Consider the following 18,444-nt stretch of genomic DNA (forward strand, 5'->3'; position numbering starts at 1 on the left):
CGTCGCGCAATCGCGCAGTCACGCGCGCAACATCACCACGCGTGCCGATAGATCGCCAGCGCGTCGGCTTCCGTCACCTCGCGCGGATTGTTCACGAGCAGGCGCGTCTGCAGCATCGCGTCCGACGCCATCCTCGGCAGGTCGCCCTCCCCGATCCCGACCTCGCGCAGCGTGCGCGGAATCCCCGTCGCGACGATCAGGCGGTCAATCTCGTCGATCAGCGCCTGGGTCCTCGCTTCGTCGCTGCCGGTCGCGGACGGCGCGACGATCGCCGCGAGCTCCGCATACAGCGGCGCGGCAGCCGCGGCATTGAAGCGCAGCACATGGGGCAGCACGAGCGCGTTCGACAGCCCGTGCGGCACATGGAAAATGCCGCCGACCGGATAGGCCAGCGCGTGCACGGCCGCGACCGGCGCATTCGCGAACGCCTGCCCGGCGAACATCGCGCCGACCAGCATCGCTTCACGCGCCCGGCGATCGTTGCCGTCGTCGCAGGCCTTCAGCAGGTTGCGCGACAGCAGCGTCAATGCTTGCACGGCCAGCATGTCGGACACCGGATTCTTCAGCCGCGACGACGTGTAGGCCTCGATCGCATGCACCATCGCGTCGATGCCGGTCGCGGCCGTCGCCGCGCGCGGCAGCCCGAGCGTCAGTTCGGCGTCGAGGATCGCGACGTCCGCGAACAGATGCGGCGACACCACGCCCATCTTGCGCGCCTCGCCGACCGTGACGATCGACACGGCCGTGACTTCGGACCCGGTGCCGGCCGTGGTCGGCATCTGCACGAGCGGCAGCCGCGACGTCGCGACCTTGTCGACGCCGTACATGTCGGCCAGCGCCTGCCTCCCCGGTGCGAGCACCGCGATCAGCTTCGCGACGTCCATCGACGAACCGCCGCCGAGGCCGAGCACGAGCTCGGCGTCGGACGCGACTGCCCGCTCGGTCGCTTCGAGCACCACGTGCTCGGGCGGATCGGCGACGACGTCGTCGATCACCGTCGCCTGCCAGCCGTGCGCGGCGAGGCTCTCCAGCGCAGGGGCGAGCACGCCGCTGCGATGCAGGAACGCGTCGGTGACGACGCACAGCCGCACGAGCGCCGGAAAGCGTTCGCGCAACACCGCGCCGAGCCGGCGCGCGGCGCCGAACTCGACGATCTGCGTCGGAACGGTACGGAATTGAAACGGGTTCATCGACTGCCTCCCGGTGGCGTCGCCGTGCCGGTGTCCGGCTGCACCATGTAGCGCGTCACGTCGCGGCGATCGAGCAGCGGAATGATCGCGCCGACACCGATTCGCTGGAAATGCGGCGTTTCCCGATGCGTGTCGAGGCCGTCGGCGTCGCGGTAGCGCTCGAGGATCACGATGTGGTCGGGATCGACCGGCGAGCGGAAGTACGCGTAGTCGAGATTCTTCGGCTCGGCACGCGTGGCCGGCGCGAGTTCCGCGAGCAGCTCGATCACGCGGTCGCCGTTGCCGGGCTTCGCGAAGTAATGTGCGATGACCTGCAGGTAAGGTTCGTTCATGCTGCGCTCCATGTTCGCCAGCGGCCCGTCGCGACGGGTCGCAATTCCAGAATGCGCGGTCGCTCGTCGATCTCGTGTGCCGCATGACGACGTGCCCACGACTCGACGTCGCATTGTAGTGAATCGGCGAAACGCCCGCAGCGCACCGTCATGCATGCGACGCCAACGCTCCGCGCATGCCGTGCCTGTCGTCGTGCCGGGCCGCTGCGATGCGCGTCGCGGCCGGCGCCGACCGGATTGCGCGCGTGTCTCCCGCGCGCCTCGGCAACGGATTCTCGCCGGGGCTCGTGCAAGCATTCGGGCTGCGCGGCTTCGGGATGCCGGTCCGCCTGCCGGCGCGCCCGATCGCCGCGTGGTGACGTCCGCGCATGCGCCGGCGCAGATCCGGCACTGTTTTCCGCGCCGACCGAATCCCGACTATTGCACCGCGCCACGGCTGCGCCGGCGGGCCCTTCGGCTAAAATGCCGCACTTTCCATCCAGTCCGGCCCGCTCGCCATGCAACCCGCCTCCCCCGCCCGAACCGCCTCCCACGGCGCCGACGACGCAGATTCGTCGCGCGACCTCGTCTACGGCCCCAATGACCGGCCCGCGCCGATGGTCGCTTTCGTCGCCGCGCTGCAGCACCTGCTGGCGATCATCGTGCCGATCGTCACGCCCGGCCTGCTGATCTGTCAGGCGCTCGGCGTATCGAGCCGCGATACGACCCTTATCGTGTCGATGTCGCTGGTGATTTCCGGCATTGCCACCTTCGTGCAGTGCAAGCGCTTCGGCCCGCTCGGCGCCGGCCTGCTGATCGTGCAGGGCACGAGCTTCAACTTCGTCGGCCCGCTGATCGCCGGCGGCAGCCTGATGGTCAAGCAGGGCACGCCCGTCGAAACCGTGATGGCCGCGATCTTCGGCGTCGTGATCGCCGGTTCGTTCGTCGAGATGGGCGTGTCGCGCATCCTGCCGTTCGTGAAGCGCCTGATCACGCCGCTCGTCACCGGTATCGTCGTGCTGCTGATCGGCCTCACGCTGATCAAGGTCGGCCTCATCAGCATGGGCGGCGGCTACGGCGCGATGGCCAACGGCACGTTCGCGAGCGCCCAGAACCTGACGCTGTCATGCCTCGTGCTCGGCACCATCATCCTGCTGAACCGCGTGCCGATCGTGTGGGTGCGCAGCACCGCGCTGGTCATCGCACTCGTGATCGGCTATGTCGCGGCCGCGGTGCTCGGCCGCCTCGACTTCACCGGCGTGCACCAGGCCGCGCTGTTCCAGGTGCCGACGCCGCTGCACTTCGGCATCGGCTTCTCGTGGTCGCTGTTCGTGCCGATGCTGATCATCTACCTCGTCACGTCGCTTGAAGCGATCGGCGACGTCACCGCCACCAGCAAGATCTCGAAGGAGCCGGTCGAAGGGCCGGTGTGGATGCAACGGATCAAGGGCGGCGTGCTCGTGAACGGCGCGAACTCGCTGCTGGCCGGCGTGTTCAACACGTTCCCGAGCTCCGTGTTCGCGCAGAACAACGGCGTGATCCAGATTACCGGCGTCGCGAGCCGCTACGTCGGCATCTGGATCGCGGGGATGCTGGTGGTGCTCGGCCTGTTCCCGGTCGTCGCCGGCGCGCTGCAGGCCGTGCCGGAACCCGTGCTCGGCGGCGCGGCGATGGTGATGTTCGGCGCTGTGGCCGCATCGGGCATCAACATCCTGTCCGGCATCCAGCTCGATCGCCGCGCGCTGCTGATCATCGCGGTGTCGCTGGCGCTCGGCCTCGGCGTGTCGCAGGTGCCGGACATTCTGAACAGCTTGCCGCATGCGCTGAAGAACGTGCTGGAATCGGGCGTCGCTACGGGCGGCATCTGCGCGCTCGTGATGAACTGGTTCCTGCCGGAACAGAAGTAACGCTACGGACTCCATGACGACGCGGCCCGATCGACGGGCCGTGTCGCGCCCGACGATCCCGACTTGGCCGGGCGCCCGACACTCGTTAGAATCGGTTGATGCCACAAGCCCCCGTCACCACGCCCCCTCCGGAAGCCACCGCCGTTCCGATCAAGGAACGGGCGACCGTCGTCTGCTATCGCGACGAACAGGTATTGCTCGTCGCGCGCGCATCGTCGCGCTGGGCGCTTCCCGGCGGCACGATCAAGTCCGGAGAAGCGCCGCTCGAAGCCGCGCATCGGGAGCTGTGGGAGGAAACCGGCATGACCGGCCAGAATCTCGTCTATTCGATGCAGTTCACCGGGTTTGCGAAGGTGCACCACGTGTTCTTCGCGGAAGTCGGCCCGGACCAGACGCCGCAAGCGAACAACGAGATCGAGAAGTGCAAGTGGTTTCGCATCGACGGCATCGATGCGCTGCGCGCGAGCATTCCGACGAAACGCATCGTCGAACTCGTGTACCGGCACGAACTCAACAAGTAGGTAGACACCCCATCCCCAACGGCTCGCCCGAGCCGATATGATGCGCCCACGGTCCGTCGCCGCGTTCCCTTTCGAGCGAGCTGCAGATGAACAGTGCGTACACCTACCGCGGATACACCATCGATGTCCGCTGCGAATTCCGGCTCGACGCGCCGCGCGACCACGCGCCGCCCGACACGCTGGCGCTGCGGTTCGGGTTCGTCGCGATCGTGCAGGTTCGCGCGGCCGGCATCGCGCCGCGCCTGCTGGCGCCGGTCCGCCTTGCCGACGATGGCGGCCGCCTGTTCGACGACAGCATCAACGCCTTGCGCGCAGGCCGTGCGGCCGGCGAAATCATCGTCGACGATCTATTGGTCGATGCGGGTTCCGCCGATGGGCGGGCGCGTTCCTGAACCGCCGGCCGGCCCGGAGCGTGGTTCGCGGATCAGCAGCGCGCCGGCGCTCAGTGCAGGCGCTTTCTTCGTAGTTCGTGTGCGGAATAGACGACGAGGAAGATACCCAGCATCGCGACGCCGGATGCCAGGAAGTCGTTTGCGGTTCCCGCGCTGTTCAGCGCTTTCGGGAAGATGCCGAGACTCACTCCCGCGGCAGCCAGAAGCAAACCTGCCGCCACACCCCACACCGGTCCGGTGGTCCTTTCGATTATGTTTTTCATACAGCACCCGTCTACAGTTGTTACTGAGCGGTGTCGGCGCATGGCGCCGCATCTACCGCTCGTGCTTCGACTATAGCGGGGAAATAATTGGTGCGGATTCAGTGCTTGTACCGATCAAGTTCTTGCCGGTCGCGATCGCCGCGTGTCCGGGGCTTCATACCCGGTCGGATCGATACGGATATCCGGTCGCCGCGAACCGCATTATCACCATGGCGTCGCGAATCCCGATCGACCGGCGGCAGTGCTTACGCTCCGACGCAGAAGTTACCGTTCGTTTCAAAGCTGTCCATACCGTGGCCCTTTTTCGGGACTATTCTTCGCTCCACCTACAATAACGTCGAAGGGGGACAACACGATGAACCCGCTCTGGAAAGCCGCACTGTGTGCGGCAATGGTGCCTTTGGTGTTGACCGGTTGCGGCGGCGGCGACGGTGGCAGCCCGCAAACCGGCACGCTGCATGTCGCGATGACCGATGCGCCTTCATGCGGACTCGATCACGTCTATGTGACCGTCTCGCAGGTTCGCGTCAATACAAATGCGAATGCGTCCGATAACGATACCGGCTGGTCGACGATCACGCTGGCGACACCGCAGAAGATCGACCTGCTGTCGCTGACCAACGGCGCGCTCGCCGATATCGGCCAGACCGCGCTGCCGGCCGGCCAGTATCAGCAGGTCCGCCTCGTTCTCGCGCAGAACCAGGGCAACACCCTCGCGAACTCGGTCGTCCCGACGGGCGGCACGGAACAGGCGCTTGCGACGCCGAGCGCGACGCAAAGCGGTTACAAGATCATCCAGCCTTTCACGGTGCAACCGAACACGCTCGTCGACCTCGTGCTCGACTTCAACGCGTGCAAGTCGATCGTCCAGCGCGGCAACGGTACGTACGCGCTGAAGCCGGTCGTCACCGCGATTCCGACCGTCGTGAGCGGCGCGATCTCCGGCTACGTCGCATCGACCGAAGCCGGCGCGACCGTGTACGCCGAACAAGGCGGCAAGGTCGTCAGGGGTACGGTTGCCGACAGTGCCGGGAAGTTCGTGCTGTCGCCGTTGATCCAGAGCTCGACGCAAGGCAACTACGACGTCGTGATCGTGCAGAACAGCTTCGCGTCGGGCATCGTGCGCTCGGTTCCGGTCGTCGTGAACACGACCACGGCGGTATCGGCCTCGACCGCGCCGATCACGCTGCCGGCATCGACGATGAGCACGGTCAGCGGCACGGTGACGGCAAGCGCCAACGCGTTCGTCCGCGCACTGCAGACCGTCGATGCGAACGCCTACGAGATCACGTCGATCAACGCGAACCTGGATACGGGCACCTATGCGCTGTCCGTGCCCGTCGCCGCGCCGATCGTCGGCACCTACCCGGGCTCGCTGCCGGTCGCGCTGGCTGCCTCGCCGGGCGCCGCGGCACAATATTCGATCGAAGCGGACGCGGCGTCGGGCGCAACGCAATCGACGAACGTCAACGCAACGACCAATCAGTCGAACATCAATTTCATGTTCTGACGCATCGGCAGCATCATCGAAAGGGCCGCGCGGCCCTTTCGTCGATAACAGGAGAACGAAGTGAAGAAAGGGGTTATCGCACTGCTCGCGGCGGCGAGCGTGGTCGGCGCGTTCAGCGGGTGCGTCGCATACGTTCCCGGTGCGCCGGTCGTCGTCGCGCCGCAAGGGGGGCCGGGGAACGGATTCTGCCCGCCCGGACAGGCGAAGAAAGGCAATTGCTGATGGCACGAGGCCCGCGTACCGCGGGCCTTAGATCGATCGGGCGGAAGAAACCGCAGGCTGAACGACCAAGCGTAAAAGGTGCGTCGTCTTCAGTGTCGCGGAGCTCAATTGGCTCCGGCGAATGGACTCAATAACTTCCGTGTTTGACATGTTCAAACCAAAAGTCTTCCGAGCTCAGCCCGAACGCTCCAACGTCTCACGTCCAGCGTAGACGGTGCCGGCGCCCCGCGCAGCGGCTCGCAGCATCCCGCGGGTATCGAGTCTTCCGACGATACTCGAGCTTCCAGCCACGCACGTCGACGTGTGCCCGAAATTGGCCGCGCTTCGGCCAACGTACCGGACGGCTTTCGACGCGGCCATCCCATTCCCGTCCGGTCCGGCTCGTTGACGAGCTTGCGACAAGCGGACTCGTTTGAGTTCACGCTCGGCGACCCGCCCTATTGCCCGTTTGCCGTCGGATGGCACCGTCTCAGCCGTGCAACACATTCGCCTGGAAATCGCCTCCTCACGGCGATCACTGACCGGGAAACCCTTGTCGTGTCGACGTCAGCACGAATGTTGCTCCGTACCGAGTCGATAATCGAATCGCGAGCTCGCCTGGCCGAGGCTGACCGTTCCGGGCTCAAGCGGCAAACACCAGGAAAAATCAAGAACGTGTGGTGAAAGAAAGGACAATTGCGATGAAACCGTTACGCCGTTGGCTCGCCGGTCTGCTTCTGCTCATTGCCTGCTTCCCCGTAGCCGTATATGCACAAGCGCTCTCGCTTGGAGGCGGCGATCTGCGGGTGATGACCTACAACGTGGACGAAGGCACCGATTACCTGGAATTGGCGCGGGCATCGGGAACCCAGCAATTCCTCGTCGCCGTGGGACAGACGATCACCCAGGTGCGCGCAACCCATCCCGCCGAACGCATGCAGGCGCTGGCGAAGCAGATCATCGCGGCCGGCCCTGCGCTGGTCAGCTTGCAGGAGCTGGACCAGTGGTCTTCCGGCCCGCTCGATACGTCCACCTTGACGTGCGGGCCGACCACGGTGGAATTCGACATGGTGCAGGAACTGCTCAATGCGCTGACCGCTCAGGGAGGTCACTATCTCGTCGCCGCGCACGCAACACAGTATGCGTTTCCGCCGACACCGGGACTGATCTTGCCTTCCACGTTCCTGTGCGTGCAGGTCACCAATCAGATCGCGATTCTCGCCCGAACCGATCTGGAACCGTCGCGTTTCCAATGGACCAATCCGCAGTCGAAGCCGTTCGTGGCCCATACGTCCTTCCCGACGCCGCTCGGCACCATACCGTTGCCGAGGGCCTGGGTTTCCGTGGACGCCCAGTTCAACAACAAGGCTTTCCGCTTCATTGGCACACATCTGGAATCGGTGGACCCGCATATTCGTGAGCTTCAAGGCGGCGAATTGCGTGCCGGTCCGGCCAATACACAGCTGCCGGTCATCCTGGCGATGGACTCCAATGCGCAAGCCGCTCCACTGCCACAGGACAGCACCTACACGGATTTCATTGCCGCGGGCTATCAGGACGCCTGGTCGGTGACTTATCCCCTCGTTCCTGGATTCACGTGCTGCCAGGCGCAACTCGTGAATAACGCCGTATCCCAGCTATACGTGCGGTCGGACTTGATACTGACTCTGGGTAACGTCAATGTGCAGAGGATCGCATTGTTCGGTACGAGTCAGGCGAGCAAGACCGCGAGCGGCTTGTGGCCGTCGGACCATGCAGGGGTCGCGGCACAACTCGCGGTGGAATGAACTGGCTCCAGTTCTGCTTTCTTCGGGCTTGCCTGTATCGTCAACCGCCCGAATTGCGAGTGCGTATGGCGCGCCAAGTCGGATCCAACTTGGCAAATGTTCGGTCCACTGAACATTTGCCAAGAATTCGCGCTCGTGTTCGAGCACAAGTTGCAGCCGGCCGTTGAGTCATGCAACCATGAATTCCATCGACGCTTCACCCTCCCCGACGGTTGTCCCGCGTAACGCTGTGGCCAAGAAACCGGTGAGGCTAGCCCAATTTCCGTTCCAGTCTCGGTTGGAAAATTCCGGCTCTTCGAGGCGGGCCGAATCGGCCCGATCGGTGCACGGGCGGGCGAATTCCGCTGGCGTCATCCATTGCAGCGCAGAGTGAGGACGCGCCTCGTTATAGTCCTCGCGCCCGACTTCGATTTTGCGTCTGGCGTCCTCAAGCGACAAGAACCAATGTGCGTTGAGGCATTCCTCCCTAAAGCGTCCGTTGAAGGACTCATTTCGAATCGGTCCAACATTCCTAAAGCCGATCAATAACTGCTACGTCACGCAACGCCCGGCGTTCTTTCAGTGAACATACTTGGAAACCCACAATCAGGAGGCGCACGCACATATCGTGGCAAGCCTGCCTACATTGACAACCGCCTGTTCAACTCGATTCGACCACGGACTACTAAAATTCAGCCGGATGAAGTTCCGGTAGTTGTCCGTGATCGAGAACATATAGCCCGGCCCGATCGTGATGCCCTGCTCCAGCGCGAGCTGGTACAGGCGCATCGCGTCGACCTGCGCCGGCAACTCGACCCACATCACGTAGCCGCCCGCCGGGCTCGATATCCGCGTACCTTCCGGAAAAAACCGCGACACCATCGCACGCATCAGGTTCGCCTGCTGTGCATACGCCTTGCGCAAGCGCCGCAGGTGATGCCCGTAACCGTCGCGCTCGAGAAACTCGGCAATGGCAAGCTGCGGCAGCGATGGCGTCGCAAGCGTGTTCAGGAATTTCAGCTTCTCGACCTGATCGCGATACCGGCCCGGTAACGCCCAGCCGATCCGGTAAGCCGCCGTCAGGCTCTTCGAGAACGACGCGCAATGCAGCACGATCCCGTTGCGGTCATAAGACTTCAGCGTGCTCGGATGCGACTCGCCAAAATACAGTTCGTTGTACACGCCGTTTTCGATGATCGGCATGTCGATCCTGGTTGCGAAGTCAACCAGTTCGCGCTTGCGCTCGTCGGGCATCTGGAAGCCGAGCGGGTTCTGGAAGTTCGGCATCACCATGCACGCGGCGATCGGCTGCGACTTCGCGATCGCCGCCAGCGCCGCGATGTCGATCCCGTATTCCGGATGCGTCGCGACTTCGATCGCCTTCATCCCCATCCGCTCGATCGCGTGCAGCATCGCGTAGAACGTGGGCGACTCCACCGCGATCGTGTCGCCCGGTTTCGCGACCGCTTGCAGGCACAGGTTGATCGCCTCCGTCGCACCGACCGTCACGATGATCTCGTTCGGATCGACCGACATCCCGTTTTCCAGGTAGCGCCGCGCAATCTGGCGAATCAGCCGCGGATGGCCCGGCGGCAGCCCGTCGGTCACACCCCACATCGACTTGTCGCGGCCGGCCGCATACGCGTAGCGGTTCAGCTTCTCAAACGGAAACAGGCTCGGGTCCGGATACGGCGAGCCGAGTGGCACTGCGTCATCCGTACCGATCGAGCGCAGCGTCGACAGCACGAGCCGGCTCATGTCGACCGACGACGAGATCGCGATCGGTTTAGTTGCATGAAGTTCGGGTAGTTGCCGCTTGGCATCCTCGTGACGCAGGTTCACGAAGTAACCGGATTGCGGACGGCTCTCCAGCAACCCGCGGCTTTCGAGCAGCAGGTACGCATGCAGCACGGTCGTGATGCTGATCCGATGCTGTTGGCTTGCCTGCCGCACTGATGGAATTCGGTCGCCGTGTTCATACACACCACGTCGAATCAATCTTTCGATATCGTTCGCGAGTTTCTCGTAAAGCACCGTCACGAGTACTCCGCTGGCGTATCGACCGATTGCCAATCCGTGCGGCCGGCATGGCCTCTTGAGCTCGATCCTGGGGCTTCGTTAGTCAATCGAGCAAACAACGTCACGCAATGGTGTCCACGATACCGCCGTCCACGCGCAATGCCGCCCCCGTCGTTGCAGATGCCTGCATCGAGCACGCATAGACGACCATATTGGCGACTTCTTCCGTGGATGCCGCGCGCTGGATAATCGATGAACCACGCGTCGACATGACGAAATCATGTGCCGCTTGTTCGATCGTCTTGCCTTCGTTCTTCGCGGTTTCAGCCAGCATTGCACGCACACCATCCGACATGGTCGGCCCGGGCAATACCGAATTGACGGTCACGCCGCTGCCAGCCGCGAACTTTGCAATGCCACGAGCAACGCCCAATTGCGCCGTCTTCGAAACACCATACGCCAGCATGTCCGGCGGGATGTTCAAGCCCGACTCGGATGACAGGAACACGACACGTCCCCACTTGCGATCCATCATACCTTTCAGATAGGCACGGGTCAGCCGCACACCGGACATGACGTTGGTCTGGAAGTACCGCTCCCACTCGTCGTCTTCGGTGCTGAACAGATCGCCCGGACCGAAGAAACCCAGGTTGTTCACGAGAATATCCGTGCTCGGAACGCTCTTGACGAACGCGTCGATGCCCACGCGCGAGCTGAGATCGGCCGCGATCCCGCGCAGCTTCGCGTTGGGTACCGTCTCGCGAATCTTGGCGATGGCGCTATCAATGGCCTCTTGCGTCCGCCCGTTGATGATTGTGTCCGCGCCCGCGGCAGCCAAGCCGGTCGCAATTGCCAGGCCGATGCCACCTGCTGATCCGCTGACAACCGCAGTTTTACCGGACAGATCGATAATCATTTTTCCACTCCTATAAAAACGAGCGTGCGTCGCTTCTGCGACGGACCAACGGACGCGCTCTTGATTTGCATCCTGACTCGACGTTTTCTTACCTCGGTCAGCCGCCCTGCGCGCCGCCCTTCCAGGCGCACCGCACGGTTTGACCGAACGAAAGCGACTTCAACGACTGTATACGCCCGAGCTCTTGCTGACACTCATACAAGAGTACGCATCACCACCGGCTCGAGCTGACCGACCGGACGGAACGTGGTTGACACTCCATCCGGTCGGTCACGTCATGTTCGGGCGATGTGTTTGTCACCAAACCATGCCACTGGCGCCTGACGATCGCCTGGGCAGTTGCCCCCGAACATGACACTTCCCGGTTCACCCCCGGAGATGCAAGGCGTCAGACCTTCGCGGTCGGAAGCGGCGCGTCTGCCGCAACCAGACCTTGTTCACGCATCTCGCGCCAGAAGTCGGCCGGAATCACCTCGTTCAGCGCGGCCTGGTCTTCCGCGATTCGCTCCGGACGGCTTGCGCCCGGGATCACGGCTTCGACCGCCGGATTGGCCAGCACGAACTGCAGGGCAGCCGCCTTCACACTGATGCCGAAGCGCGCGGTGATCGCCTTGATGCGTTCGACCTTCGCGAGGATTTCCGGCGACGCCTTCTGGTATTCGAAGTGCGTACCACCAGCCAGCACGCCCGAGCTGTACGGGCCGCCGACGACGATCCCGACGTTCTGCGCGGCTGCCGCCGGCATCACGCGTTGCAGCGCGCGCTCGTGATCGAGCAACGAGTAGCGGCCGGCCAGCAGCATGCCGTCCGGTTGCGGCTCGGACAGGTCGAGCACGAGTTCGACCGGTTCGACGCGGTTCACGCCGAGGCCCCACGCCTTGATCACGCCCTCTTCGCGCAGCTTGCTCAGCACGCGGAACGCGCCCTTGCGCGCGACTTCGAATTGCGCGAGCCATTCGTCGCCGTAGAAGTCCTGGGCAATGTCGTGCACCCACACGATGTCGAGGCGATCGGTGCGCAGGCGCTTCAGGCTGTCCTCGATCGAGCGCATCGTCGCGTCGGCCGTGTAGTCGTTCACGATGCGGTTCGGCCGGCCGTGTTCGAACAGGCCGCCCTTTTCACCGAGATCGCGTGCCGACACGTCTTCGACTTCGTCGAGGATCACGCGGCCGACCTTCGTGCTCAGCACGTATTCGTCACGCGGATGGTTCGCGAGCGCGGCGCCGACGCGAATTTCCGAGAGGCCGGCCCCATAGAACGGCGCCGTATCGAAATAACGCACGCCGCGTTGCCAGGCGGCTTCGACCGTCGCCAGCGCTTCTTCTTCCGGAATGTTGCGGAACATGTTGCCAAGCGGGGCTGCGCCGAAACCCAACACCGTACCGGCAGGCAATTTATCCTTGATGCTCATCGTTTAGCTCCATACATTGAGTGAGTACGATGAAGTCTAGATGTCCACCACCAAGTCCGTCCAAGACTTAATTTATCTGAGTTGCGTCCTGAATGGTCTTAACGTGCACGGTATCCCGCCAACCAGGTTTCGGGCTGCCACGCCGAGCCCAAGCATTGCCGATCGTCGGTTCAGCCTGCTTCCGCCAATGGCAGCTCCACACGGAACACGGCACCCCGCGGTTCATTCACCCGCACGTGAAGCGTGCCGCAATGCGCTTCGACGATAGAACGGCAAATTGACAGTCCTGACCCTGTCGATGGTGGCCTATAGCCTGACGCGGTTGAGATCATTGGCCGCGTTGCGCCCGCAAAGCGCCTGAGGGGCCGGAATGGACACTGGGAGGTCCCCAACGTTGATCCATTCGAATTGAAATCGGGCGAGTGAGCCGAAATCGAACGCTTCGCGGTGATCGCCGCGAACAACGGAAGGGAAAATACGTCCGCCCGGACAGTAATTCAACGACCTGCTAGCCACAGGCTTCGATCCCGGCGTACTGCCCAACGCGGACAGATCCAAGCAACGCGGAATAATCGCACCCCCTACGCTGCGGACGGATGCGAAGCACCGAACAGTTGAATCACGACGCCGCGCAGCCACCGGTTGCCCGCCTCATGGTGATAGCGCGCATGCCAATGCTGCCGTACCGCAAACCCGTCGACCGGGATCGGACACGCATGAACCGCCAGATCGCTCGCCTGAGCCAGTGTCTGGCCGATATGCCGGGGTAGCGTCGTGATCAGGTCGGTCGTCTGGACGATCGCACCCAATCCCAGAAAACCCGGCAACTCCAGCACGACGTCTCGCTCGATGCGCGCCTGCCGCAGCGCCTGTTCGAGAAGTTGCGCCCCTGTTCCGCCCGTAATGGCGACATGTCCTTCGGAACGATACTGCTTCGCCCCGAGGCGACCGCGAATCCTCGGGTGATGCCGGTTGGCCAGGCATACCCAGTCCTGGTCGTACAGCTTCTGCTGATAAATGCCGCCGCCTAGCCACGGTACATAGCCGATCGCGAGATCGGCTTCGCCGGATTCGAGCGCGCGCTCCGTATTGCCGTCGATCCGTGCGGCTTCCAGCCGGACGCCGGGCGCCTGCGCCCGGACATGGGCCAGCAGCCGCGGAAGCAGCGTGATGTGGCTCGCGTCGGTCATGCAGATGCGAAACCGTCGCTGGGCCGTCGCAGGATCGAACGCGATCTCCCACGCAGTGAAGCGCCGCAGAGATTCGAGAATTTCCCGGCATGGCCCGATCAGCGCGTCGGCTTGCGGTGTCGGCGCCATGCCGCCGGGTGTCCGGATGAAGAGCGGATCGTGCAGATGTTCCCGCAAGTGCCCGAGCCAGATGCTGACCGTCGGCTGGCTCTGGCCCAGTTGCTCGGCTACGCGCGTAACGCTGCGCACGTCGTACAGGAGATCGAAAAGCTGAAGCAGCTTCAGGTCGGGCAGGTCGGCGGGCATCGTGGCGTTATTGTCCATGGCAATGACGTCATTGTATCCATTGCATTGTCGGCATGAGCGGCGGCTCCTATCGTGATGCCATACGTCAGCTTTGCATGGGACCAGAGTAAGGCGCCAAAGCGCCAACTCTGGTCGACAAAGGAGAAGCCATTGAAAATAGCAATTCTGGGCGCTGGCGCACTGGGCTGCGCGATCGGCGCCACCCTTACCCAAGGCGGCCACGAGACCTGGCTGATCGACCGCTCGCCTGCACACGTCGATGCGATGCGCCGTGACGGCCTGCGCGTCGACGACGCGGGCGGCACCCGCCACGTACGCGTCCACGCGACGACTCAGGCTGCCGATGTCGGCGTGGCCGACGTGGTGGTCGTGCTGGTCAAGTCGTTCCACACCGACGCGGCCATCCGCGGCGCCCAATCGCTGGTGGGGCCGGATACCGCCGTGCTGTCGCTGCAGAACGGCCTCGGGCACGAGGACATCCTGATCGACGTCGTCGGCCGCGAGCGCGTCCTCGCGGGCAAGACCTACGTCGGTGGCGTGCTGCGCGGTGCGGGTCATATCGAATCCGGCGTGATCGGCAAGTACACCTATATCGGCGAACTCGACGGCCGCATCACACCGCGCGTGCAGGCGATCGCCTCCGCGTTCGATGCCGCCGGCCTCGCCACGACGATCAGCGACAACATCGTCGGCACGATGTGGGACAAGCTGCTGGTGAATGTCGCGACGGGTGCACTGACCGGCCTTACAGGCCTCACTTACGGGCAGCTTTACGAGGAACCGCTGTTGAAGGCGACGTCGCTCGCGGCCGTGACCGAGGCGATCGCGGCGGCGCAGGCTGCGGGCGTGAAGCTGTCGATGACCGATCCCGAACAGGCATGGACGTTGGCCGCTGAGGGGCTACCCGCGAGCTTCAAGACGTCGATGCTGCAAAGCCTCGAGAAGGGCTCGATCACCGAAATCGACTTCATCAACGGTTCGGTCGTGCGCTGGGGGCAGCGCTACGGCGTGCCGACCCCGGTCAATGCAACGCTCGTCGCCTGCATCAAGGGGCTGGAACGCGCGATGGCCGATCGCCAACGGCAGGAGGCCGCCGCATGAATGCCACGAAAGCCTATCTCGAACACGTTGCGATCTGGGTCAAGGACATCCGCTGGCACATCCGCTTCTTCGAGGACGTGCTCGGCATGACCCTGCGCGAAGTGGACGGCACGCTCGACGCGCCGCGGCAGTACTGGACGCTCGGCGGCCTGCAGTTCATCCACGCGCCGGCACACGATGGTCCGGAAGGCCGGCTCGCCCATCTCGGCGTGATGTGCGAAGACCTGGAGGCCGCGCTGGCCGCGGCGCAACGATTCGGTGTGACGGAGATGCCGCAGGGGCGGAACTGGCTTCGCCTGCCCGATGGGCTTGCCGTCGAACTGATCCAGGCCAGACCGGCTTCTTGCGTCGCGCAGGCGCTGGCCATCGATCCGCGCGCGGAGGCGTGACCATGACGATCGTCGAGAAATACTGGGACGACGCCCGCGAGGGTGACACGTGCACGAGCCCGAGCTACACCGTGACCAAGGAGCGCATTCTCGCGTACGCCGACCTCACCGGCGACCATACGCCCGTCCACGTGGACGAGGAATACGCAAACGCGAGCCATTTCGGCTGCCTCGTCGCGCACGGGCTGTTTGGCTTGTCCATCGCCGACGGCCTGAAGACGCAGAGCGACTATCGCTTTCTGCCGGGCATGTCGCTCGGCTGGAGCTGGGATTTCCTGCTGCCGATCAAGGTCGGCGACGTGCTGCACGTGAAGTTCCGCGTCGGCTCGATGCGGGCCAGCAAGAGTCGCCCGGATTGGGGCATCGTCGTGCTGCCGTCGGAGCTGATCAATCAGGACGGTCAGGTCGTTCAACGCGGCGAGCATCGCCTGATGGTGCCGCGCCGCCCGGAGGCACTGTGATGCAGGCGCGCCCACTCGAAGGCATTCGCGTCGTCGACTACAGCCACTTCCTTGCCGGGCCGTATGTCGGGCGCTGTCTCGCGGCGCTCGGCGCCGAAGTCATCAAGGTCGAGCGCCCCGGGTCAGGTGACGCCGGACGCCAGCACGCGACCGTGCTCGACGACCAGCAAAGCGGCTACTTCCTGCAGCTCAACATGGGCAAGCGCGGCGTGAGCGTCAACATGAAGGACGCGCGCGGCAAGGCGTTCATGCAGCGGCTGTGCGACTCCGCCGACGTGTTCATCGAGAACTATCGGCCGGGCGCACTGGACAAGCTCGGGCTCGGCTATGCCGAATTGTCGGCGCGCAATCCGGGCCTCGTCTACTGTTCGATTTCGGCGTACGGGCATACCGGTCCCGATGCGCATCGCGCAGGCTTCGGGCTGATCGCGGAAGCCAAGAGCGGAATCATGCAGATGGTGGGCACGCCGGGCGAGCGGCCGCCGCTGCTGCGCATCTCGCTCGGCGACATGTATACCGGCATTCATGCGGTCGCGGCCATCAACGCCGCGCTGCTGGGGCGCGTGAAGAGCGGCCGCGGGCAACACATCGACATGGCGCTGTACGACACGCTGGTATCGATGCACGAATATGCGGTGCAGTGCTACACGCTGCAGGGCGTGCTGCCCGAGCAGACCGGGCACGACATGCCGACCTCGACGCTCTACGGCGTTTTCCGCGCCTCGGACGGCGATCTCGTGATCGCCGCGCAAGTCGACGACGCGTGGAAACGCTTCGCCGAGCTGATCGCGACGCACAGCGGCCCGGCGGAGTTCGGCGCCGACACGCGGTTTCACGACAGCACCGGGCGCAACGCGCACCGCGCGGAGATTCTGTCGGTGGTCGAGCCGTGGGTGGCCGCGCGTTCAGTCGCGTCGGTACTGGAACTGCTCGACGGCATCGACGTTCCGTGCGCGAAGGTGCAGCGCATCGACGAAGTATTGAACGATCCGCAGATCCAGGCCAGAGGCATGGTCGTCGAGCAACAGCATCCGCGCTACGGAACGCTGCGCCTGCCCAACCTGCCGTTCCGGTTTTCCGGTTGCGATACGACGATTCACGACGTCGCGCCCGATCTCGGGCAGCACAACGCGGAAGTCGCGCGCGCCCTCGGGTTCGATTCGGCCGAAATCGACGCGATGCAGGCCGACGGCGTCCTCTATTCAAAAGCGAGCCAATGATGACCGACCAATACGCGGTGATCGGCAATCCGATCGGGCACACGAAATCCCCGTTGATTCACGGCCTCTTCGCGCAGGAGTCGCGGCAGGACCTCAGCTATACGGCCATCGAGGGGCCCGTCGAGCCGGCAGGCGCTTTCGCTGCCGCGGTTCGTGCGTTTTTCGAGGACGGCGGCAAGGGCATCAACGTCACCGCGCCGTTCAAGCTCGACGCGTTCGCGATGTCGGACGAACGCAGCGAGCGGGCGCAGCTCGCGGGCGCGGCCAACGCGCTCAAGTTCGACGGCGGCCGCATCCTGGCCGACAACTTCGACGGCATCGGCCTGGTTCGCGATATCGAGGCGAACCTCAAGCTGCCGATGGCGGGCAAGCGTGTCCTGATGCTCGGTGCAGGCGGCGCGGCGCGCGGTGCGCTGTTGCCGTTCCTCGACGCCGGACCGGCTGAACTGGTCATCGCGAATCGCGACGTCGACAAGGCGCGCGCATTGGTCGCGCAGGTTGCCGGACGCGGTCCGCTCGTTGCCGGCGGCTATGCAGACCTAGCACGGATGGGGCGTTTCGACCTGGTCGTCAATGCGACGTCGGCGAGCCTGACCGGCGACCTGCCGCCGGTCCCGCCGAGCGTGTTCAGTCCGGCCGGCACGGCCTACGAACTTGCCTACGGCAAGCGTCTGACGCCGTTTCTCCGGCTCGCGAAAAACGCAGGCGTACATGGAATTGCGGACGGCGTCGGCATGCTGGTCGAGCAGGCGGCCGAAGCGTTTGCATGGTGGCGCGGCGTGCGCCCCGAGACCGGTTCGGTGATCGATCGGCTGGCCGTGCCCTTTGATTGAACACGCGATGGAGATTCGCATGAAGAAGATCCTGATGCTGCACGGCATCAATCACAACATGTTCGGCAAGCGCGACCCGGCACAGTACGGGACGATCACGCTCGCGCAGATCGATGCACGGCTGCAAGGGCTGGCGGAGGAACTGGGTGTACAGGTGGACTCGTTCCAGACAAACAGCGAAGGAGCGATGTGCGAGCGCATTCATCGCGCCTTCGAGGAACGCCAGGATGCGGTGCTGATCAACGCGGGCGCATGGACGCATTACAGCTACGGCATTCGCGATGCCCTTGCCATCCTCACGTGCCCGATCGTCGAACTGCACATGTCCAACATTCATGCACGCGAGCCGTTTCGGCATCACTCCGTGCTGGCCGAGATCGTCAGCGGGCAGATTTGCGGTTTCGGTGTCCAAAGCTATCTGCTGGCGCTGAGGGCCGCGGTCTCGGCGCTCGGCGAGGAATAGGCCGATTCCCGCATCGGCTGCCGATGCGGGGCCGACGCACATGCGCAACCGTTCCCCGGTGCACGGCGTTGCGC

At 64.2% G+C, this 18,444-nt stretch carries 20 protein-coding genes and 1 pseudogene; 12 read left to right on the top strand and 9 right to left on the bottom strand.

The window, feature by feature from the left end:
- Positions 1–32 precede the first annotated feature (32 nt).
- Entirely contained in the window at positions 33–1,190 is a 1,158-nt protein-coding gene (locus GEM_RS22905) for an iron-containing alcohol dehydrogenase (RefSeq protein WP_014899781.1), read from the bottom strand.
- Positions 1,187–1,522: a putative quinol monooxygenase gene (locus tag GEM_RS22910; protein WP_014899782.1), complete on the bottom strand. Its 336-nt coding sequence runs from the start codon at positions 1,520–1,522 to the stop codon at positions 1,187–1,189. The genes GEM_RS22905 and GEM_RS22910 overlap by 4 nt, the downstream gene beginning before the upstream one ends.
- 497 nt (positions 1,523–2,019) lie before the next feature.
- On the opposite strand from GEM_RS22910, the gene GEM_RS22920 reads away from it, so the two are divergent.
- From GEM_RS22920 to GEM_RS22930, 3 genes are all read left to right on the top strand, one after another.
- Positions 2,020–3,408: a nucleobase:cation symporter-2 family protein gene (locus tag GEM_RS22920; RefSeq protein WP_014899784.1), complete on the top strand. Its 1,389-nt coding sequence runs from the start codon at positions 2,020–2,022 to the stop codon at positions 3,406–3,408.
- A gap of 98 nt (positions 3,409–3,506) precedes the next feature.
- Entirely contained in the window at positions 3,507–3,929 is a 423-nt protein-coding gene (locus GEM_RS22925) for an NUDIX hydrolase (RefSeq protein WP_014899785.1), read from the top strand.
- 86 nt (positions 3,930–4,015) lie between these two features.
- On the top strand, positions 4,016–4,321 hold the full coding sequence (locus GEM_RS22930) for a hypothetical protein (protein ID WP_014899786.1): 306 nt from the start codon (positions 4,016–4,018) through the stop codon (positions 4,319–4,321).
- 50 nt (positions 4,322–4,371) lie between these two features.
- Here GEM_RS22930 and GEM_RS30425 read toward each other — a convergent pair whose 3' ends face one another.
- On the bottom strand, positions 4,372–4,584 hold the full coding sequence (locus GEM_RS30425) for a hypothetical protein (RefSeq protein ID WP_014899787.1): 213 nt from the start codon (positions 4,582–4,584) through the stop codon (positions 4,372–4,374).
- A gap of 355 nt (positions 4,585–4,939) precedes the next feature.
- On the opposite strand from GEM_RS30425, the gene GEM_RS22935 reads away from it, so the two are divergent.
- From GEM_RS22935 to GEM_RS22940, 3 genes are all read left to right on the top strand, one after another.
- Positions 4,940–6,094, top strand: a complete 1,155-nt coding sequence (locus GEM_RS22935; RefSeq protein WP_014899788.1) for a DUF4382 domain-containing protein — start codon at positions 4,940–4,942, stop codon at positions 6,092–6,094.
- A 60-nt stretch (positions 6,095–6,154) separates the two neighbouring features.
- Positions 6,155–6,316, top strand: coding sequence for a hypothetical protein (locus GEM_RS30960; protein WP_014899789.1), 162 nt, complete (start codon positions 6,155–6,157; stop codon positions 6,314–6,316).
- Positions 6,317–6,996: 680 nt separating this feature from the next.
- The gene (locus tag GEM_RS22940) at positions 6,997–8,082 is read left to right on the top strand and encodes a hypothetical protein (protein ID WP_014899790.1); all 1,086 of its coding nucleotides are present in this window, start codon (positions 6,997–6,999) and stop codon (positions 8,080–8,082) included.
- Between the two features lie 330 nt (positions 8,083–8,412).
- On the opposite strand, the pseudogene GEM_RS30430 reads toward GEM_RS22940, so the two are convergent.
- The 6 genes and pseudogenes from GEM_RS30430 to GEM_RS22960 all read right to left on the bottom strand — a co-directional run.
- Positions 8,413–8,571: pseudogene (locus GEM_RS30430) on the bottom strand (integrase core domain-containing protein); the annotation flags it as partial.
- A 96-nt stretch (positions 8,572–8,667) separates the two neighbouring features.
- A complete protein-coding gene (locus GEM_RS22945; protein WP_014899791.1) occupies positions 8,668–10,101 on the bottom strand; it encodes a PLP-dependent aminotransferase family protein in 1,434 nt (477 codons plus the stop codon).
- 100 nt (positions 10,102–10,201) lie between these two features.
- Positions 10,202–10,996, bottom strand: coding sequence for an SDR family NAD(P)-dependent oxidoreductase (locus GEM_RS22950; protein ID WP_014899792.1), 795 nt, complete (start codon positions 10,994–10,996; stop codon positions 10,202–10,204).
- Between the two features lie 388 nt (positions 10,997–11,384).
- Positions 11,385–12,407: an aldo/keto reductase gene (locus GEM_RS22955; RefSeq protein ID WP_014899793.1), complete on the bottom strand. Its 1,023-nt coding sequence runs from the start codon at positions 12,405–12,407 to the stop codon at positions 11,385–11,387.
- A gap of 170 nt (positions 12,408–12,577) precedes the next feature.
- On the bottom strand, positions 12,578–12,739 hold the full coding sequence (locus GEM_RS32455) for an ATP-binding protein (protein ID WP_334311443.1): 162 nt from the start codon (positions 12,737–12,739) through the stop codon (positions 12,578–12,580).
- Positions 12,740–12,988: 249 nt separating this feature from the next.
- Positions 12,989–13,921, bottom strand: coding sequence for a LysR family transcriptional regulator (locus tag GEM_RS22960; protein WP_014899794.1), 933 nt, complete (start codon positions 13,919–13,921; stop codon positions 12,989–12,991).
- 132 nt (positions 13,922–14,053) lie between these two features.
- Between GEM_RS22960 and GEM_RS22965 the strand changes: the two genes are divergently transcribed.
- From GEM_RS22965 to aroQ, 6 genes are read left to right on the top strand one after another with little or no spacing between them, the layout of a single operon-like run.
- Complete coding sequence (locus tag GEM_RS22965; protein ID WP_014899795.1) at positions 14,054–15,004, top strand: ketopantoate reductase family protein; 951 nt, start codon at positions 14,054–14,056, stop codon at positions 15,002–15,004.
- Positions 15,001–15,393 (top strand): VOC family protein, encoded by a 393-nt coding sequence (locus GEM_RS22970; protein ID WP_014899796.1) that lies wholly within the window; start codon positions 15,001–15,003, stop codon positions 15,391–15,393. Before GEM_RS22965 ends, GEM_RS22970 begins: the two co-directional genes overlap by 4 nt.
- A 2-nt stretch (positions 15,394–15,395) precedes the next feature.
- Entirely contained in the window at positions 15,396–15,854 is a 459-nt protein-coding gene (locus GEM_RS22975) for a MaoC family dehydratase (RefSeq protein WP_014899797.1), read from the top strand.
- Positions 15,854–17,074 (top strand): CaiB/BaiF CoA transferase family protein, encoded by a 1,221-nt coding sequence (locus tag GEM_RS22980; protein ID WP_014899798.1) that lies wholly within the window; start codon positions 15,854–15,856, stop codon positions 17,072–17,074. Before GEM_RS22975 ends, GEM_RS22980 begins: the two co-directional genes overlap by 1 nt.
- Positions 17,074–17,907, top strand: coding sequence for a shikimate dehydrogenase (gene aroE, locus GEM_RS22985; protein WP_041490794.1), 834 nt, complete (start codon positions 17,074–17,076; stop codon positions 17,905–17,907). Before GEM_RS22980 ends, aroE begins: the two co-directional genes overlap by 1 nt.
- A gap of 19 nt (positions 17,908–17,926) precedes the next feature.
- Positions 17,927–18,370 carry a type II 3-dehydroquinate dehydratase gene (aroQ, locus tag GEM_RS22990; RefSeq protein ID WP_014899800.1) on the top strand — a complete coding sequence of 148 codons (444 nt, stop codon included), beginning with the start codon at positions 17,927–17,929 and terminating at the stop codon, positions 18,368–18,370.
- The last annotated feature ends 74 nt before the right edge of the window (positions 18,371–18,444 follow it).

Source organism: Burkholderia cepacia GG4 (assembly GCF_000292915.1).
GTDB classification, from domain to species: Bacteria; Pseudomonadota; Gammaproteobacteria; order Burkholderiales; family Burkholderiaceae; genus Burkholderia; species Burkholderia cepacia_D.

Bases quoted from the DNA above. Each gene is read 5' to 3' on its own strand.
- GEM_RS22925 (WP_014899785.1), top strand. From the start codon at position 3,507: ATGCCACAAGCCCCCGTCACCACGCCCCCTCCGGAAGCCACCGCCGTT.
- GEM_RS22960 (WP_014899794.1), bottom strand. From the start codon at position 13,921: ATGGACAATAACGCCACGATGCCCGCCGACCTGCCCGACCTGAAGCTG.
- GEM_RS22950 (WP_014899792.1), bottom strand. From the start codon at position 10,996: ATGATTATCGATCTGTCCGGTAAAACTGCGGTTGTCAGCGGATCAGCA.
- aroQ (WP_014899800.1), top strand. From the start codon at position 17,927: ATGAAGAAGATCCTGATGCTGCACGGCATCAATCACAACATGTTCGGC.
- GEM_RS22905 (WP_014899781.1), bottom strand. From the start codon at position 1,190: ATGAACCCGTTTCAATTCCGTACCGTTCCGACGCAGATCGTCGAGTTC.
- GEM_RS22910 (WP_014899782.1), bottom strand. From the start codon at position 1,522: ATGAACGAACCTTACCTGCAGGTCATCGCACATTACTTCGCGAAGCCC.
- GEM_RS22930 (WP_014899786.1), top strand. From the start codon at position 4,016: ATGAACAGTGCGTACACCTACCGCGGATACACCATCGATGTCCGCTGC.
- GEM_RS22920 (WP_014899784.1), top strand. From the start codon at position 2,020: ATGCAACCCGCCTCCCCCGCCCGAACCGCCTCCCACGGCGCCGACGAC.
- GEM_RS30425 (WP_014899787.1), bottom strand. From the start codon at position 4,584: ATGAAAAACATAATCGAAAGGACCACCGGACCGGTGTGGGGTGTGGCG.
- aroE (WP_041490794.1), top strand. From the start codon at position 17,074: ATGACCGACCAATACGCGGTGATCGGCAATCCGATCGGGCACACGAAA.
- GEM_RS32455 (WP_334311443.1), bottom strand. From the start codon at position 12,739: ATGATCTCAACCGCGTCAGGCTATAGGCCACCATCGACAGGGTCAGGA.
- GEM_RS22955 (WP_014899793.1), bottom strand. From the start codon at position 12,407: ATGAGCATCAAGGATAAATTGCCTGCCGGTACGGTGTTGGGTTTCGGC.
- GEM_RS22980 (WP_014899798.1), top strand. From the start codon at position 15,854: ATGCAGGCGCGCCCACTCGAAGGCATTCGCGTCGTCGACTACAGCCAC.
- GEM_RS22975 (WP_014899797.1), top strand. From the start codon at position 15,396: ATGACGATCGTCGAGAAATACTGGGACGACGCCCGCGAGGGTGACACG.
- GEM_RS22970 (WP_014899796.1), top strand. From the start codon at position 15,001: ATGAATGCCACGAAAGCCTATCTCGAACACGTTGCGATCTGGGTCAAG.
- GEM_RS22940 (WP_014899790.1), top strand. From the start codon at position 6,997: ATGAAACCGTTACGCCGTTGGCTCGCCGGTCTGCTTCTGCTCATTGCC.
- GEM_RS22935 (WP_014899788.1), top strand. From the start codon at position 4,940: ATGAACCCGCTCTGGAAAGCCGCACTGTGTGCGGCAATGGTGCCTTTG.